Origin of the sequence: Aeromonas sp. Y311-2 (assembly GCF_027706025.1) — a bacterium.
Taxonomy (GTDB): domain Bacteria; phylum Pseudomonadota; class Gammaproteobacteria; order Enterobacterales; family Aeromonadaceae; genus Aeromonas; species Aeromonas veronii.
Genome location: NZ_JAPDCL010000007.1, coordinates 74,853 through 88,294 on the forward strand (window position 1 = coordinate 74,853; position 13,442 = coordinate 88,294).

At 59.1% G+C, this 13,442-nt stretch carries 14 protein-coding genes; 8 read left to right on the plus strand and 6 right to left on the minus strand.

Going from position 1 to position 13,442, the window contains the following annotated elements:
- Nucleotides 1–18: 18 nt before the first annotated feature.
- The gene (pdxY, locus tag OKC42_RS08910) at nucleotides 19–882 is read left to right on the plus strand and encodes a pyridoxal kinase PdxY (RefSeq protein ID WP_129503906.1); all 864 of its coding nucleotides are present in this window, start codon (nucleotides 19–21) and stop codon (nucleotides 880–882) included.
- Nucleotides 883–989: 107 nt separating this feature from the next.
- On the opposite strand, the gene OKC42_RS08915 is transcribed toward pdxY, so the two are convergent.
- The 3 genes from OKC42_RS08915 to OKC42_RS08925 all read right to left on the minus strand — a co-directional run bounded on the left by OKC42_RS08915 (nucleotide 990) and on the right by OKC42_RS08925 (nucleotide 3,397).
- A complete protein-coding gene (locus tag OKC42_RS08915; RefSeq protein ID WP_129503907.1) occupies nucleotides 990–2,108 on the minus strand; it encodes a glycerol dehydrogenase in 1,119 nt (372 codons plus the stop codon).
- Between the two features lie 298 nt (nucleotides 2,109–2,406).
- Nucleotides 2,407–2,913, minus strand: coding sequence for a GNAT family N-acetyltransferase (locus OKC42_RS08920; RefSeq protein ID WP_270819500.1), 507 nt, complete (start codon nucleotides 2,911–2,913; stop codon nucleotides 2,407–2,409).
- A 91-nt stretch (nucleotides 2,914–3,004) separates the two neighbouring features.
- Nucleotides 3,005–3,397 carry an NUDIX hydrolase gene (locus OKC42_RS08925; RefSeq protein ID WP_069529935.1) on the minus strand — a complete coding sequence of 131 codons (393 nt, stop codon included), beginning with the start codon at nucleotides 3,395–3,397 and terminating at the stop codon, nucleotides 3,005–3,007.
- A 338-nt stretch (nucleotides 3,398–3,735) separates the two neighbouring features.
- Between OKC42_RS08925 and OKC42_RS08930 the strand changes: the two genes are divergently transcribed.
- Together OKC42_RS08930 and OKC42_RS08935 are read left to right on the plus strand one after the other, a co-directional pair.
- Nucleotides 3,736–4,581: a DUF5718 family protein gene (locus OKC42_RS08930; RefSeq protein ID WP_047438856.1), complete on the plus strand. Its 846-nt coding sequence runs from the start codon at nucleotides 3,736–3,738 to the stop codon at nucleotides 4,579–4,581.
- 57 nt (nucleotides 4,582–4,638) lie between these two features.
- Nucleotides 4,639–5,079, plus strand: coding sequence for an acetyltransferase (locus OKC42_RS08935; protein WP_270658738.1), 441 nt, complete (start codon nucleotides 4,639–4,641; stop codon nucleotides 5,077–5,079).
- Between the two features lie 78 nt (nucleotides 5,080–5,157).
- Here the strand turns inward: OKC42_RS08935 and OKC42_RS08940 are convergent, their stop codons facing one another.
- From OKC42_RS08940 to OKC42_RS08950, 3 genes are all read right to left on the minus strand, one after another.
- Nucleotides 5,158–5,478, minus strand: a complete 321-nt coding sequence (locus OKC42_RS08940) for a DUF4377 domain-containing protein (RefSeq protein ID WP_019446103.1) — start codon at nucleotides 5,476–5,478, stop codon at nucleotides 5,158–5,160.
- 92 nt (nucleotides 5,479–5,570) lie between these two features.
- On the minus strand, nucleotides 5,571–6,857 hold the full coding sequence (locus OKC42_RS08945; RefSeq protein ID WP_005333572.1) for a citrate synthase: 1,287 nt from the start codon (nucleotides 6,855–6,857) through the stop codon (nucleotides 5,571–5,573).
- 177 nt (nucleotides 6,858–7,034) lie between these two features.
- Nucleotides 7,035–7,235, minus strand: a complete 201-nt coding sequence (locus tag OKC42_RS08950) for a hypothetical protein (protein WP_124929313.1) — start codon at nucleotides 7,233–7,235, stop codon at nucleotides 7,035–7,037.
- A 64-nt stretch (nucleotides 7,236–7,299) separates the two neighbouring features.
- Here OKC42_RS08950 and sdhC point away from each other — a divergent pair, with 64 nt between their 5' ends.
- From sdhC to sucA, 5 genes are all read left to right on the plus strand, one after another.
- A complete protein-coding gene (sdhC, locus tag OKC42_RS08955; protein ID WP_005333571.1) occupies nucleotides 7,300–7,677 on the plus strand; it encodes a succinate dehydrogenase cytochrome b556 subunit in 378 nt (125 codons plus the stop codon).
- The gene (gene sdhD, locus OKC42_RS08960; protein ID WP_005333558.1) at nucleotides 7,671–8,015 is read left to right on the plus strand and encodes a succinate dehydrogenase, hydrophobic membrane anchor protein; all 345 of its coding nucleotides are present in this window, start codon (nucleotides 7,671–7,673) and stop codon (nucleotides 8,013–8,015) included. The genes sdhC and sdhD overlap by 7 nt, the downstream gene beginning before the upstream one ends.
- A 1-nt stretch (nucleotide 8,016) precedes the next feature.
- A complete protein-coding gene (sdhA, locus tag OKC42_RS08965; RefSeq protein WP_270658740.1) occupies nucleotides 8,017–9,783 on the plus strand; it encodes a succinate dehydrogenase flavoprotein subunit in 1,767 nt (588 codons plus the stop codon).
- A gap of 16 nt (nucleotides 9,784–9,799) precedes the next feature.
- Nucleotides 9,800–10,516 (plus strand): succinate dehydrogenase iron-sulfur subunit, encoded by a 717-nt coding sequence (locus tag OKC42_RS08970; RefSeq protein ID WP_005333549.1) that lies wholly within the window; start codon nucleotides 9,800–9,802, stop codon nucleotides 10,514–10,516.
- Between the two features lie 115 nt (nucleotides 10,517–10,631).
- Nucleotides 10,632–13,439 carry a 2-oxoglutarate dehydrogenase E1 component gene (sucA, locus tag OKC42_RS08975; RefSeq protein ID WP_270658741.1) on the plus strand — a complete coding sequence of 936 codons (2,808 nt, stop codon included), beginning with the start codon at nucleotides 10,632–10,634 and terminating at the stop codon, nucleotides 13,437–13,439.
- The last annotated feature ends 3 nt before the right edge of the window (nucleotides 13,440–13,442 follow it).

Sequence of the window (13,442 nt, forward strand, 5' to 3'; positions counted from 1 at the left end):
TTTGCTGTGGTATTCCCGATGAAATCCGTTCTCTCTATTCAGTCCCACGTGGTCTTTGGTTGTGCCGGCAACAGCGCGGCCGTCTTCCCCATGCGCCGCCTCGGTATGGATGTATGGCCCATCAACACGGTGCAGTTTTCCAACCACACCCAATATGCCCAGGGGTGGCAGGGAATGGCGATGCCGGCGGGTCATATCAGTGCGCTGGTGAAAGGATTGGGCAATATCGAGGTGTTGAGCCAGTGTGACGCCGTGCTGAGCGGCTACCTTGGCTCCGCCGAGCAGGGGGACGAGATCCTGACCGTGGTCAACGCCGTCAAGGCGGCCAACCCCGATGCCATCTACTTCTGCGATCCGGTGATGGGTCACCCGGAGAAGGGGTGTATCGTCGCTCCCGGCGTCACCCGTTTCCTGACCGAGCAGGCGTTGCCGGTGGCCGACATGATTGCCCCCAACCTGCTGGAGCTGGAGACCCTCTGTGATACCCATCTGGCAGATCTGGATCAGACCCGCGCGGCTGCCCATCAGCTGCTGGCCCGCGGCGTCAAGCTGGTGCTGGTCAAGCATCTCGGTCGTGCGGCGCAGGACTCCAGCCGCTTCGAGATGCTGCTGGCCACCCCGCAAGGGGATTACTTGATTGCCCGTCCGCTCTATGACTTTGCCCGCCAGCCGGTAGGGGTGGGCGATCTTATCAGCGCCCTGATGCTGGCGAATCTGCTGGCCGGTCACGATGCGGTCAGCGCGTTCGAGCGCACCAACGCCTCGGTGGATGCGGTGCTGCAGGAGACCTGGCGCCAGCAGGCTTACGAGCTGCAACTCATCGCCGCGCAAGATGCCTTCGCCCTGCCAGAGGTTGCAGTGCGAGCGGTGAAACTGCCCTGATACTGCGCAGGCGTTCGTCTATCTAGACAAGCGATGGGATGCAGATGAAAAAGGCTTGCCAATGGGCAAGCCTTTTTACTGTTTGCACTGTTTAGTGCGGCAAGCAATCAGGGGCGGGGATGGCGGAGGCGATAACGCTCTGCCATGGCATTGGCCGCTACCATGGCGGCGTAGACATCCTGTTCACTCACTGTCATCGGCATGTTGCCCATGGTATCGAGGGGATCGCAGGCCAGCTGCGCTACCTTACGCCACTCGCTTTCATCAAAGTGGGTGAGCCCCAGCTCTTGCAGTGTCATGGGCAGGCCTGCGCAGTCGATGATGCGAAACACCTCATCAAGCTCATGTTGTGGGGCGCGCTCAAGCACGAGTTGGGTCAGCAGGCCGAAGACCACCTTCTCGCCATGCTGGGCACGATGGAGCTCCGGGATCAGTGACATGCCATTGTTGACGGCATGAGCGGCGGCCAGTCCACCGGCTTCGGCGCCGACCCCGCTGAGGTAGATGGTGGCCTCGATGACCTGCTCCAGCGCCGGGGTCGAGACATGGTGGCGTATCGCATCCATGGCCAGCTCGATGTTCTCACCAAGCAGCTCGTAACAGAGCTGTGCCAGACCAAGGCCAGTGCGTGAAGGACGCTTGCCGACCAGATTGAGTCCGTCCGACCGATAGCAGGCGCGCGCCTCGAAATAGGTGGCCAGGGCATCGCCAACGCCTGCGGAAAAGAAGCGGGGAGGGGCGGCGGCAATGATGGCCGTGTCAGCCAGCACCACGTCCGGATTTTGCGGCAGGAAGAGATAGCGCTCAAATTCCCCCGCCTGGTTGTAGATCACCGCCAGTGCCGTGCAGGGAGCATCTGTGGAGGCAATCGTCGGGAACAGCACAACCGGACGGCGCAGATAGAAGGCCACGGCCTTGGCGACATCCAGCGTCTTGCCGCCGCCGATCCCGACAATCACGTTTGCACCATATTGCTCTGCAAGGTGGGTCAGGCGGTGGATCTCCTGTTCGGTGCATTCGTAGCGAAACTTGTCGACCACTCCCCTGAGGCCTGCCTGCAGGAGCCCTGCCAAAGCTTCTTCCCGTACCCGCTCCAGAATGAACTCATCGCTGATGAGCAACGCATAGTCACCAAAATCTTTAACGTGCTCATGGAGTTGCGGGAGAAGGTGTTGACCGATGATGAACTTTTTGGGGGAGGTAACTGTACGGGGCAAAGTGGGCATCCATTATTCCTCAAGGCAGTGAACAACATAGATTTGATTATCAAATGGGTCTCTCACGATACGCCGGATGAGGCAATAGATGAAGAAGAAAAGAGGGGCGTTTTAATCATTAATTAATCTTTCTGTTTGTTTGGTTGTATTTTGGGGCGAGCGATTGGCGGTGTTGAGACATGCAGGATCAATGGCTCTATCGTGGCAATCCGTCGCAAGCCATATTGCTGCAACAAGCTGTCACGCGGGCAACAAGCAAGGCCGCTTGGTGCGGCCCTGCTGTATGTGGATAAGGCATAGGGGATGGTCAGAGCGGTTTGTAGAAGATGACGGTTGCAGCAAGAGTGCCATCTGCGTTGCGCGCAAAGCTCGGGATCTGGCCCGCCTCCAGATAGCCGAGTTGACGATAAAGGTGGGAGGCCACATCACCGGCGCGAGTATCCAGCACCAGCAGTGAACGGCTCGCGGCATGGGCGCCTTGTTCCAAGGCCTGCATCAGCGCACGACCGACACCTTTTCCTCTCGCCGTTTGCAGTACCATCAGTTTTTCCACTTCGGCTCGGTGGCGACCGTTGGCCTTGCCACAGAGCGCGAGCTGAATCGCTCCCACGAGCTGTTGTTGCTCAAGGGCAAGCCACAGCTTTCGGTGACCTGCCACAAGATCTGCTTCAACTCCTTGCCAGTAGCGGGCAGATTCCTCCATGGTCAGCGGCGGTAAAAAACCGACCGAGGCGCCGCTATCGACACAATCTTGCAGCAGGGTGATGAGCGCACTTTGGTAGGTCGCTGCGCTTTTAACTTCCACAATATCCATCTGACATCCTTGTCGTTGCGATGTTATGTGGCTGATTGCCACCGTTGGTTCATATGCGGTAGGTACTTATGCTCGCCGCGAGTACGGCTAGTCAGCGGATCAGCTCCTGCTCAACCAGCCAGGTAAACAGCAGGCGGGAGACGGGGGAGAGCTCATCGAGGTGAGAGCTATCGAGCCAGCGCAGCTCGGCAATTTCGGCCGAGGCGATTGGGGTGCCGCTAGCTTCGCCGGTGTAGCAGCGCAATCTCACCTCGACACCTGCCGGTTTGCCATCGGCCTGGGCGTTGAATTCGCAGGCAAAGCGCAGGGTGTCGGGTTGCAGGGTGACAGCCAGCTCCTCCTCAATCTCGCGGATCAGCGCCGCCTCGTCGCTCTCGCCCGGTTCCCGCTTGCCGCCCGGGATGTAATAGATGCCCTTGCCGTGGGAGCGGGCGCAGAGCAGTTGCTGATCTTTAAAGGTGAGCCAGGCGAGTTTGTCGATCATCTGTTTTCTCTCCAATGGGGTTGCCGTGATGAGCACTGGCGCACTCAAGCGCACAGTTGTTTTGCATGCCGGCAGCCTAACAAAGATGAAGTTGAGTCCCAAGTAGAAAGAGGGGATAGGCCGGAAACGCACTGTTTCCAGCGCGGTGACTGCGTAGCTGAATGAGTGCGCAATGGCTGGTTCGCCACAGCCTTCTCGTCCCTAAAAAAGTGGACTGGCGCACACCACGACAGGACCGGACTGGGCGAAGGCGGGGCCCTTGTGGTTTAATCTTGCCACTTTAGCGGTAGTAGGCGACGAGCCTGCTACCTTGCGTGGGCAAGATGCAGGTGAGCAAGATGCAGATAGCAGCAGAGAGCAAGTTTATCGGACTCGGGGTCGCGGGCAATTTCGCCGGTCATCTGGAGCAGGCGGGTGAAGCATCGGACTTCGTAGCCGTAGTCGTGCGTGACACCACAGCGCCCAAGGCGCTGTTCCCCTTCTTCGTGCCGGGCCATCCGGGTCAGCTCGGGGTATTCCCGTTGAGCGACAAGGCGATCTTCCTGCCGGAAGCGGCGGTCAGCGGTGACGAGAAGGTGCAGATCGAGCCGGAAGTAGCCCTCTGGTGCGAGCTGGAGTATGCGGGCAAGCAGGTGGTGGCGATCCATCCCCGTGCCTTTGGTGCCTATAACGACTGCTCCATCCGCCGTCCCAACGCCAAGAAGATCAGCGAGAAGAAGAACTGGGGCGAAGAGAGCAAGGGGTTGGCGGCCAACCTGCTGCCGCTTTCCGGTTTTGCCGCCGGTTGCGAGCTCGATGACTATCGTATCGCCTGCTATCTGGAGCGCGATGGCGAGCTGCACGCCTACGGGGTAGACAGCGCCGCCATCGACTACAGCTACTTCCACGGCAAGCTGCTCGACTGGGCCATCGACAAGTTCAATCATCAGCAGGATGAAGGGCCGGCGGAGCACATTCAGGGACTGCTGGCGCAGGCGGGACATCCTCCCCATGCGCTCATCAGTATCGGTGCCACCCGCTATACCCCGTTTGGCGAGACCCACTTCCTCAAACCGGGCGACACTTCCTGCGTGGTGGTCTATCCGGGCAGCCGTTATAGCGAAGCGGATATTCGCGAGGCGATCCGCAGCCGCAACTTTGGCGCTGATATGTCGGTGCTGCTGCAGGCGGTGCAGGCGCGCTAATCACCGTTGCCAGCGGGAAGGTGTCTCTTCCCGCTGGTTATCATATCGAGTCATTCCATGACGATTGTTCCGGTATCCCGGGCCGATTATCCGGCCCTGATCGATCTGTGGGAGGCCTCTGTTCGGGCGACCCACCACTTCCTGCCCGAGGCCGAGATCCTGGCTCTCAAACCGCTTATTCTGGAGCACTACTTCGATGCGGTGACACTGCACAGTGCCCGCACAGAAGAGGGGCAGATTACGGGTTTTAGCGGAGTGTACGAGGGCAAGCTGGAGATGCTGTTTGTGGCTCCCGGGGCGCGAGGCAGTGGCGTGGGACGTTTGCTGGTGGCCCATGCCATCACGCAGGGCGGCGCGACGCAGGTTGACGTCGACGAGCAGAACGAACAGGCGGTGGGCTTCTATCTGAAGATGGGATTCACCGTGACGGGTCGCTCGCCGCTGGATGGTCAGGGCAAGCCCTATCCGCTGCTGCATATGGCGCTGGCGCCGACCTGATCGTGCCTGATGAGGCGCAGTACCCATAAACCAACGGGGGATGGCATCAGCCATCCCCCGTTTTTTTGATCGTGTTTGTTACTTGCTGGCGACCTTGTTCACTACCTTGATCAGCTGATAGCGCACGGAGGGGGCATCGGCCGGCACATCGGTGAGCTGCTCCTTGCTGACTGTGAGCTGATAGCGATAGCCCGGCTCGAACTGGAAACCTTCAATATTCTGGTAGAACAGCGTCCAGGGCTGCTGCTCATCACTGCGAACCTGCATGCACTGCATCGGGCCAACTCCGACGCAATCGACCAGCTGGCTGTTGATATAGAGGGTCTCCCCCTGTGACGATGCAGGGGCGCTCTGGCAGGCGGTCAGCAGCAAGGCTGCGCTGATAAACAGTGGTTTCATAATGGACTCCTTAACGCGAAAGGGGGCATTAGAGCGGCAAACAAAAAGGCGGTCAATGACCGCCTTTGTAACAAACCATATCAGCGCAGTGGTTAGCGCTGCTCGAGTGGAGTGAACTCGCGCAGCGGGTGGCCCACGTAGAGCTGGCGTGGGCGACCAATCTTGCTGTCCGGGTCTGAGTGGAACTCGTTCCAGTGGGCAATCCAGCCAATGGTGCGGGAGATGGCGAAGATCACGGTGAACATGCTCATCGGGATGCCGATCGCCTTCATGATGATGCCGGAGTAGAAGTCTACGTTCGGGTAGAGTTTCTTCTCGACGAAGTAGGGGTCGGAGAGCGCAATACGCTCCAGCTCCATGGCCACATCCAGCAGCGGATCCTTGATCTGCAGCTCGGTCAGTACTTCGTGGCAGGTTTCGCGCATCACGGTGGCACGGGGGTCGTGGTTCTTGTAGACACGGTGACCGAAGCCCATCAGGCGGAACGGATCATTCTTGTCCTTGGCCTTGGCGATGTACTCGGGGATGCGATCCACCGAGCCGATCTCTTCCAGCATGCGCAGGCAGGCTTCGTTGGCACCACCGTGGGCCGGTCCCCACAGGGAGGCGATCCCCGCGGCGATACAGGCGAACGGGTTGGCACCGGAGGAGCCAGCCAGACGAACGGTGGAGGTGGAGGCGTTCTGCTCGTGATCTGCATGGAGGGTAAAGATACGATCCATGGCACGTTCAACGATGGGGTTGACCTTGTACTCTTCGGTCGGCACGCCAAACATCATGTGCAGGAAGTTACCGGCATAGGAGAGGGCGTTACGCGGCTGCATGAACGGCTGGCCGATGGAGTACTTGTAACACATGGCGGCCAGAGTCGGCATCTTGGAGAGCAGACGGAAGGCACAGATCTCGCGATGCTGCTCGTTATTGATGTCGAGGGCATCGTGATAGAAGGCGGAGAGGGCGCTGACCACACCGCACATGATGGCCATGGGGTGGGAGTCACGACGGAAGCCGCGGAAGAAGAAGGCTATCTGCTCGTGCACCATGGTGTGGCGGGTGACCAGGCGTTCGAATTCGGCATATTGGGCCTTGGTCGGCGCTTCGCCGTACAGCAGGATATAGCAGACTTCCAGATAGGTGGCCTGAGTGGCCAACTGGGCGATGGGGTAACCACGGTGCAGCAAGACACCCTGATCCCCGTCAATGTAGGTAATGGCAGATTTGCAAGAACCGGTCGCCATAAAACCGGGGTCAAAGGTGAAATACCCCTGTGATCCCAATTTTCTGACATCGATGACATCCGGGCCGATGGTGCCGGAGAGGATCGGCAGTTCGACCGGATCTTTTCCGGGCAGGTGTAGGGTGGCTATCTTATCAGCCATAGCACGTCTCCTTTGCTCTTTATAATTTGGTTCCAGTCCTACTCTATTACGACTTTTATGACGCTGGCAAAGGTTGTTACCCATACCGAAGTGGCTGGAGCGCCTTATTTGAAACAGAGTTCCTTATCAATGTCAATTTTGCTGGAACCCCATTAATGGCATTAATGAAATGTTAAATTAAATATGCGATCGAGTTTGCGGTTTTGTGTTTTCTTTGTAGCTAATTGATTGTCTTCGGTTAAGGCCGCCGATATACTGCGCCACGTGGGTCATGGCTGCGGGTGTTTGAAACGCTTTGGCAAAGCCTGATGTGAAACCGAAAACTCGCGTTTTGGCTTTTTCAGAGTGTTTTGGTAACAAAAAACCAACAATCACCATTCCGTGCCCTCAAGTGTGAGTTAAAACAATAACTAACGTGCTCAATGGAGCTGAGTGGGCAAGCGTGAAAAACAAACAGAGACCGGTCAACCTCGACCTACAGACGATCAGCTTTCCTGTCACTGCCATTGCATCCATCCTGCACCGTGTTTCAGGGGTCATTACCTTTGTTGCACTGGGCATCTTGCTGTGGATGCTTGGTACTTCACTCGCCTCTCCCGAAGGGTTTGAAACCGTGGTTGCCATCATGGACAACTTCTTGGTCAAACTCGTGCTGTGGGGGATCCTGACTGCGCTGGCATACCACATTGTGGGCGGCTTGCGTCATCTGGTCATGGATATGGGCTATTGGGAAGAGCTGGAATCCGGCAATCAGAGCGCCCGCGTGGCCTTCGTGATCACCGCGATCCTGGCTGTATTGGCGGGAGTGCTTGTATGGTAACCAATTCTGCAACCTTCGGGCGCAGCGGCGTTCACGATTACATCCTGATCCGCGCCACCGCCCTCATCATGACCTGTTATGTCCTCTATCTGGTGGGCTTTGTCGCGTTCAACGACATCACCTACGAGGTGTGGGCAGGCTTCTTCGCCAAAACATTCACCAAAGTATTCACCCTGTTGACCCTGCTCTGCGTACTGATCCACGCCTGGATTGGTCTGTGGCAGGTGCTGACTGACTATATCAAGCCGGTAGGGCTGCGCGGGGCGCTGCAATTTGCCCTGGTCGTGGTGCTGTTTGTCTATCTGATGACGGGTTTCGTCGTGCTGTGGGGTGTGTAAGGTGACTATTCCAACTCGTGAATTTGATGCGGTGGTGATTGGTGCCGGTGGTGCCGGTATGCGCGCCGCGCTGCAGATTGCCCAGTCCGGCAAGAGCTGCGCTCTGTTGTCCAAGGTTTTTCCAACCCGTTCTCACACTGTCTCCGCCCAAGGCGGGATCACGGTTGCGCTGGGCAATGCCCACGACGACAACTGGCAGTGGCATATGTATGACACGGTAAAAGGTTCCGATTACATCGGTGATCAGGAAGCCATCGAGTACATGTGCAAAACCGGCCCCGAGGCTATCTATGAGCTGGAGAACATGGGCTTGCCCTTCTCCCGTTTCGACAACGGGTCTGTCTACCAGCGTCCGTTTGGTGGTCAGTCCAAGAATTTCGGTGGCGAGCAGGCTGCTCGTACCGCAGCGGCCGCCGACCGTACCGGTCACGCCCTGCTGCACACCCTCTACCAACAGAACGTCAAGAACAAGACCACTGTCTTCTCCGAGTGGTATGCGCTGGATCTGGTGAAGAACCAGGATGGCCACGTGGTGGGTTGTACCGCCATCGACATGGAGAGCGGTGAAGTGGTCTACTTCAAGGCCAAGGCGACCGTGCTGGCCACCGGCGGTGCCGGTCGCATCTACCAGTCCACCACCAACGCCCACATCAACACCGGTGACGGCGTCGGCATGGCGCTGCGTGCCGGCGTCGGCGTGCAGGACATGGAGATGTGGCAGTTCCACCCGACCGGCATCGCCGGGGCAGGGGTGCTGGTAACTGAAGGCTGCCGTGGTGAAGGCGGCTATCTGCTCAATAAAGATGGCGAGCGCTTCATGGAGCGTTACGCCCCGAACGCCAAGGACTTGGCCGGTCGTGACGTGGTGGCCCGCTCCATTATGATCGAGATCCGCGAAGGACGTGGTTGCGACGGTCCCTGGGGTCCGCACATCAAGCTCAAGCTGGATCACCTCGGCAAAGAGGTGCTGGAATCCCGTCTGCCGGGCATCTGCGAGCTCTCTCGCACCTTCGCCCACGTGGATCCGGTCAAAGAGCCGATCCCGATCATTCCGACCTGCCACTACATGATGGGCGGCGTGCCGACCAACGTGAATGGCCAGTGCCTGACCCAGGACAAGAACGGCAACGACGTGCCGGTGGTCGGTCTGTTTGCGGTGGGCGAGATTGCCTGCGTCTCGGTGCACGGCGCCAACCGTCTGGGCGGCAACTCCCTGCTGGATCTGGTGGTGTTCGGCCGCGCTGCTGGCATGCATCTGGTCAACACTCTGGGCGAGATGGAGCACGGTCGTGATGCTTCCGAGTCGGATCTGGATGCAGCACTGGCCCGCTTCAACCGCTGGGAAAATTGCAGTGACGGTGAAGACCCGGTGCAGATCCGCAAAGACCTGCAGCGCTGCATGCAGAACAACTTCTCCGTATTCCGCGAAGGTGCGGCGATGGCAGAAGGGTTGGCCGAGCTCAAGGTTATCCGCGAACGCCTCAAGTCAGCCCGTCTGGATGACACCTCCAAAGAGTTCAACACCCAGCGCATCGAGTGCCTGGAGCTGGACAACCTGATGGAAACGGCGTTTGCCACGGCGGTTGCCGCCAACTTCCGTACCGAGAGTCGCGGTGCTCACTGCCGCTTCGACTTCCCGGATCGCGACGATGAGAACTGGCTGTGCCACAGCCTCTATCATCCGGACACCGAGTCCATGACCCGTCGCGCTGTCAACATGTCACCCAAGACCCGTGAGGCGTTCCCGCCCAAGGTCCGGACTTACTGATTGCGGAGCCAGCCCAATGAACGTCACATTCTCTGTCTACAGATACAATCCGGATGTTGATAACGTCCCCCATATGAAGGAATATCGTCTTGATATTCCTGAAGGTTCCGACATGATGGTGCTCGACGCACTGATCCAGTTGAAAGAGCTGGATCCCACGCTCGCCTTCCGCCGCTCTTGCCGCGAAGGGGTCTGTGGATCAGACGGTCTCAACATGAATGGCAAGAATGGTCTTGCCTGTATCACCCCGCTCTCCGACCTGCTGAAGAAGGGCAATAACGTCGTTATCCGCCCCTTGCCCGGCCTGCCGGTGATCCGTGATCTGGTGATCGACATGACCCAGTTCTACACCCAGTGGGAGAAGGTCAAACCCTTCCTCATCAATGATGACAAGTTGCCGCCGGTGCGTGAGCACCTGCAATCCCCCGAAGAGCGCGCCAAGCTTGACGGCCTGTACGAGTGCATTCTCTGTGCCTGCTGCTCCACTTCGTGCCCCTCCTTCTGGTGGAATCCCGACAAGTTCATCGGTCCGGCCGGGCTGCTCGCCGCCTACCGCTGGCTGGCTGACAGCCGCGATACCGCGACCACCGAACGACTGGGGAATCTGGACGACGCATTCAGCGTGTTCCGCTGCCATGGCATCATGAACTGCGTGAACGTCTGTCCGAAAGGCTTGAACCCGACCAAGGCGATTGGTCAGATCAAGTCGATGTTGCTCAATCGGGCTGTTTAGTATCAGGGCCGGCCAGGTGCTGGCCCGACCTCTGGATAGCCATCCCACCCGTGGCAGGATGGCTATTTGACCCCTACAAGCTGCGCAGCAGTAACAAGAAGTACAAGGGATAGAAATGCATAACGGCGTGATGAAGGCCTGGTTGGAGTCATCTCACCTGGCTGGTGCGAATGCAAGCTATATCGAGGATTTGTACGAATCCTTCCTGGAAAATCCTGACTCCGTGTCCGACGAGTGGCGCAGCCTGTTTAGCGAGCTGCCCCAGGTCAATGGCCATGCGGTTGAACAACCCCACTCCCAGGTCCGCGATTATTTCCGTCGTCTGGCCAAGGATCCCTCTCGCTACAGTGCCCCCGTCTCTGATCCGCAAGTGGATGCCAAGCAGGTGCGGGTATTGCAGCTGATCAACGCCTTCCGTTTCCGTGGTCACCAGAATGCCAATCTGGACCCGCTGGGCCTGTGGCAGCGTGAAACCGTTGCCGAACTGGATCCTGCGTTCCACAACCTGCAGGGCGCAGACATGGAGGCCACCTTCAATGTGGGCTCCTACGCCATCGGTCGCGAGACCATGGTGCTCTCCGACCTCTACGCCTCGCTGAAGAAGACCTACTGCGGCTCCATCGGCGCCGACTACATGCACCTCACCTCCACGGAAGAGAAGCGCTGGCTGCAACAGCGTCTCGAATCCATTGAGGGGAAGGGGAGCTACACCCTCGAAGAGAAGACCCGTTTCCTCGAGAGCCTGACTGCCGCCGAAGGGCTGGAGAAATATCTGGGCGCCAAGTTCCCGGGAGCCAAGCGCTTCTCGCTGGAAGGTGGCGACGCCATGATCCCCATGCTCAAGGAGTTGATCCGTCGCGCCGGTGAGCAGGGCTGCAAAGAGGCCGTTATCGGTATGGCCCACCGCGGTCGTCTCAACGTGCTGATCAACGTACTGGGCAAGCGCGCTCAGGATCTGTTCGACGAGTTTGCCGGCAAGCATGGCGAATCCTGGGGTACCGGTGATGTGAAGTACCACATGGGCTTCTCCTCCGACTTCGCCACCCCGGGTGGCAACGTCCATCTGGCGCTCGCCTTCAACCCCTCCCACCTCGAGATCGTCAACCCTGTGGTCATCGGCTCGGTCCGTGCCCGTATGGATCGTCGCGGTGACAAGGATGGCTCCAGCGTGCTGCCCATCACCATTCACGGTGACTCGGCCATGGCCGGTCAGGGCGTGGTGGCCGAGACCTTCAACATGTCCCAGACCCGCGCCTATGGTGTCGGCGGGACGGTGCGCATCGTCATCAACAACCAGGTTGGTTTCACCACCTCCTATATTCGTGACCTGCGTTCTACCGAATATTGCACCGACATCGCCAAGGCGGTGCAGGCGCCGGTGCTGCACGTCAACGGGGATGATCCGGAGGCTGTGGTGCTGGTGACCCAGATTGCACTGGATTACCGCAACACCTTCAAACGCGACGTGGTGATCGAACTGGTCTGCTACCGTCGTCACGGTCACAACGAAGCGGACGAGCCGAGCGCCACCCAGCCGCTGATGTACCAGAAGATCAAGCAGCACCCGACCCCGCGCAAGATCTACGCCGATCAGCTGGTGGCCGAGGGGAGCCTCGCTCAGGAGCGGGCGACCGAACTGGTCAACGAGTATCGTGAAGCGCTGGATCGCGGCGAGCGGGTGAGCAAGGAGTGGCGGCCGATGGAGCTGCACTCCGTCGACTGGACCCCTTATCTGGGCCACGACTGGAACATGGCCTATGAGAGTGCCGTGCCGATGGATCACCTCAAGAGCCTCGGCGAACGGGTGAGCCAGTATCCGGCGACCCACGTGCTGCAGCGTCAGGTCGAGAAGATTTACGAAGACCGACGTCTGATGGCCGCTGGCGAGAAGCTGGTGGATTGGGGCTTTGCCGAGACCCTGGCCTACGCCACTCTGGTGGACAAGGGGTCCCGCATCCGCTTTACCGGTGAAGACTCCGGCCGTGGCACCTTCTTCCACCGCCACGCCGTGCTGCACAGCCAGACCGATGCCAGCACCTATACACCGCTGTGCAACCTGCACGATGAGCAGGGCCCGTTCGAGGTGTATGACTCTGTGCTGACCGAGAACGCGGTACTGGCCTTTGAATATGGTTACGCCAGCGCCGAGCCGGCTGGCCTCACCATCTGGGAAGCCCAGTTCGGCGACTTCGCCAACTGTGCCCAGGTTGTGGTCGACCAGTTCCTCTCCTCAGGCGAGCAGAAGTGGGGCCGGATGTGCGGCCTGACCATGCTGCTGCCGCACGGTTACGAAGGGCAGGGCCCGGAGCACTCCTCCGCCCGTCTGGAGCGTTATCTGCAGATGTGCGCCCAGCACAACATGCAGGTGTGCGTGCCCTCAACCCCGGCGCAGGTGTTCCATATGCTGCGTCGTCAGGTTGTGCGCCCGATGCGCCGTCCGCTCATCGTCATGACGCCCAAATCCCTGCTGCGCCATCCGCTGGCGGTGAGCAAGCTTGAAGAGCTGGCGGAAGGTACCTTCCAGAACGCCATCGGCGAGATCGATGCGCTGGATCCGAAAGCGGTCAAGCGGGTGGTCTTCTGCTCCGGCAAGGTCTACTACGACCTGCTCGATGCCCGTCGCAAGGCCGAGCAGCAAGATGTGGCACTGGTGCGAATTGAGCAGCTCTACCCCTTCCCGGAAGAGGAAGTGCGCGCCATTCTGGCCGAGTACAGCCATGTCACCGACTTTGTCTGGTGTCAGGAAGAGCCGCAGAACCAGGGCGCCTGGTACTGCACCCGTCACCACTACGATGGCGTGCTGCCAGCCGGAGCCACCCTGCGTTATGCCGGTCGTCCGGCGTCCGCCTCACCGGCCGTCGGTTACATGTCTGTCCACGCCAAGCAGCAAAAAGCCTTGGTGGAAGATGCCCTTACCCTGTAAAGC

What these genes read in the sequence shown, in the direction of transcription:
- OKC42_RS08940 (WP_019446103.1), bottom strand. Translation starts at nt 5,478, where the DNA reads ATGAAACCACTGTTTATCAGCGCAGCCTTGCTGCTGACCGCCTGCCAG.
- OKC42_RS08970 (WP_005333549.1), top strand. Translation starts at nt 9,800, where the DNA reads ATGAACGTCACATTCTCTGTCTACAGATACAATCCGGATGTTGATAAC.
- OKC42_RS08935 (WP_270658738.1), top strand. Translation starts at nt 4,639, where the DNA reads ATGACGATTGTTCCGGTATCCCGGGCCGATTATCCGGCCCTGATCGAT.
- OKC42_RS08950 (WP_124929313.1), bottom strand. Translation starts at nt 7,235, where the DNA reads ATGGTGATTGTTGGTTTTTTGTTACCAAAACACTCTGAAAAAGCCAAA.
- OKC42_RS08930 (WP_047438856.1), top strand. Translation starts at nt 3,736, where the DNA reads ATGCAGATAGCAGCAGAGAGCAAGTTTATCGGACTCGGGGTCGCGGGC.
- OKC42_RS08945 (WP_005333572.1), bottom strand. Translation starts at nt 6,857, where the DNA reads ATGGCTGATAAGATAGCCACCCTACACCTGCCCGGAAAAGATCCGGTC.
- OKC42_RS08920 (WP_270819500.1), bottom strand. Translation starts at nt 2,913, where the DNA reads ATGGATATTGTGGAAGTTAAAAGCGCAGCGACCTACCAAAGTGCGCTC.
- OKC42_RS08925 (WP_069529935.1), bottom strand. Translation starts at nt 3,397, where the DNA reads ATGATCGACAAACTCGCCTGGCTCACCTTTAAAGATCAGCAACTGCTC.
- pdxY (WP_129503906.1), top strand. Translation starts at nt 19, where the DNA reads ATGAAATCCGTTCTCTCTATTCAGTCCCACGTGGTCTTTGGTTGTGCC.
- sucA (WP_270658741.1), top strand. Translation starts at nt 10,632, where the DNA reads ATGCATAACGGCGTGATGAAGGCCTGGTTGGAGTCATCTCACCTGGCT.
- OKC42_RS08915 (WP_129503907.1), bottom strand. Translation starts at nt 2,108, where the DNA reads ATGCCCACTTTGCCCCGTACAGTTACCTCCCCCAAAAAGTTCATCATC.
- sdhD (WP_005333558.1), top strand. Translation starts at nt 7,671, where the DNA reads ATGGTAACCAATTCTGCAACCTTCGGGCGCAGCGGCGTTCACGATTAC.